The 1,856-nt window shown below is 73.4% G+C and carries 3 protein-coding genes; all 3 read right to left on the reverse strand.

What is annotated here, in order from left to right:
• Nucleotides 1-130: 130 nt before the first annotated feature.
• On the reverse strand, nucleotides 131-403 hold the full coding sequence (locus tag E1283_RS35755) for a phosphoribosyl-ATP diphosphatase (RefSeq protein ID WP_132822323.1): 273 nt from the start codon (nucleotides 401-403) through the stop codon (nucleotides 131-133).
• Between the two features lie 30 nt (nucleotides 404-433).
• The gene (gene ribH, locus E1283_RS35760; RefSeq protein WP_132822324.1) at nucleotides 434-922 is read right to left on the reverse strand and encodes a 6,7-dimethyl-8-ribityllumazine synthase; all 489 of its coding nucleotides are present in this window, start codon (nucleotides 920-922) and stop codon (nucleotides 434-436) included.
• A 28-nt stretch (nucleotides 923-950) separates the two neighbouring features.
• Nucleotides 951-1,856: GTP cyclohydrolase II (gene ribA / locus E1283_RS35765; protein ID WP_132822325.1), on the reverse strand; the 906-nt coding region annotated here is incomplete at its 5' end.

Genomic DNA, 1,856 nt, shown 5'->3' on the forward strand with positions numbered 1-1,856 from the left:
CTTCCCAGGTGTTCAACCACTCTCGTCAGCGGCCGCTCCGCCGCGCGGCGCTGGCCGGCGGTGTCGTGGCGCTGGCCGCCACCGTCGTCCTCGGTCAGCCGGGCGCCGGGGGCGCGCGCCGACCCTGGTGTCAGAGGTGAGCGTATACGTCGGACAGCGAGAGCCCGCGGGCGACCATCATCACCTGGAGGTGGTAGAGCAGCTGGGAGATCTCCTCGGCGGTGCGGTCGGCGCTCTCGTGCTCGGCGGCCATCCACACCTCCGCGGCCTCCTCGACGACCTTCTTGCCGATGGCGTGCACCCCGGAGTCGAGCAGTTCCGCGGTGCGGGAGGTTGCTGGGTCGCCGGCGGCGGCCTTCTGCTGGAGCTCGGCGAAGAGCTCGTCGAATGTCTTGTTGGCCATGGTGTTCTTACCCTACGGCGTGGCGGGGGGTCAGCCACGCCGGGGTCGTGGAACGGCACGGAGGGTGGTGGCGGCGGCCACGGCGGCGGTGGCGGCCTCGTGCCCCTTGTCCTCGGTGGATCCCGGCAGTCCGGCGCGGTCCACGGCCTGCTCCTCGGTGTCGCAGGTGAGCACGCCGAAGCCGACCGGGATGGCGTGGCCGACACTGACCTGGGTAAGGCCCTGGGTGACGCCCTGGCAGACGTAGTCGAAGTGCGGGGTGCCGCCGCGGATGACGACGCCGAGCGCGACCACCGCGTCGTAGCCGCTCTTGGCCAACGACTCGGCCGCGAAGGGCAGTTCGAAGCTGCCGGGCACCCGGACCACGGCGGGCTCTGGCACGCCGAGTTCCTTCAGGGCGCGCAGGGCGCCGGACAGCAGCCCGTCCATGACGGTCTGGTGCCACTGGGCGGCGACCACCGCGACCCGCAGGTCGGTGTCGCCGGTCACGGTCAGCTCGGGGGCTCCCTTGCCGCTCACGTTCTTTCCTCCTGGTGCTGGTTCGGGGTTACTGGTTGCCGCAGGACGCGCCGGGGCCCTGGTCGAGCCAGGGCAGGTCGTGGCCCATCCGGTCGCGCTTGGTCCGCAGGTAGCGCAGGTTGTGCTCGTTCGGGGGCACCGGCATCGACTCGCGCCCGCTGACCCGCAGGCCGTGCCGCTCCAGGGCGGTGACCTTCTCCGGGTTGTTGGTCATCAGCCGCAGCGAGCGCACGCCGAGGTCGGCCAGGATGCGGGCGCCGACCGCGTAGTCGCGGGCGTCGGCGGGCAGCCCGAGCTCCAGGTTGGCGTCCAGCGTGTCCCGGCCGGCCTCCTGGAGCTGGTAGGCACGCAGCTTGGACAGCAGCCCGATGCCGCGGCCCTCGTGACCGCGCAGGTAGAGCAGCACGCCGCGGCCCTCGGCCTGGATCCGGCTCATGGCGGCGTCCTTCTGGGGGCCGCAGTCGCAGCGCTGGGAACCGAGGACATCGCCGGTGAGGCACTCGGAGTGGACCCGGACCAGCACGTCCTCGCCGTCGCCCAACTCGCCGGCGACCAGGGCGACGTGCTCGGCGCCGTCCGCTGCGGAGCGGTAGCCGTGGACGCGGAACGTGCCGTGCGCGGTGGGCAGCGTGGTCTCGGCCTCGCGGCGCACGGTGGGGCCGACCTCCTCGCCGGCGGCGCGCCGGTAGGCGATCAGGTCCTCGATGGAGATGATCGGGATGCCGTACCGGCGGGCGAAGCGGCGCAGCGCGGGCAGCCGGAGCATGGTGCCGTCCTCGGCGGCGATCTCGCAGATCGCGGCGGCCGGGCGCAGCCCGGCGAGCCGGGCGAGGTCGACGGCGGCCTCGGTGTGGCCGTTGCGCACCAGCACGCCGCCGGTGCGGGCGCGCAACGGGAAGACGTGTCCCGGGCGGGACCGCGAACCGGTAGCGGT

Source organism: Streptomyces hainanensis, assembly GCF_004348415.1.
Lineage (GTDB): Bacteria > Actinomycetota > Actinomycetes > Streptomycetales > Streptomycetaceae > Streptomyces > Streptomyces hainanensis.

Bases quoted from the DNA above. Each gene is read 5' to 3' on its own strand.
- E1283_RS35755 (WP_132822323.1), bottom strand. From the start codon at position 403: ATGGCCAACAAGACATTCGACGAGCTCTTCGCCGAGCTCCAGCAGAAG.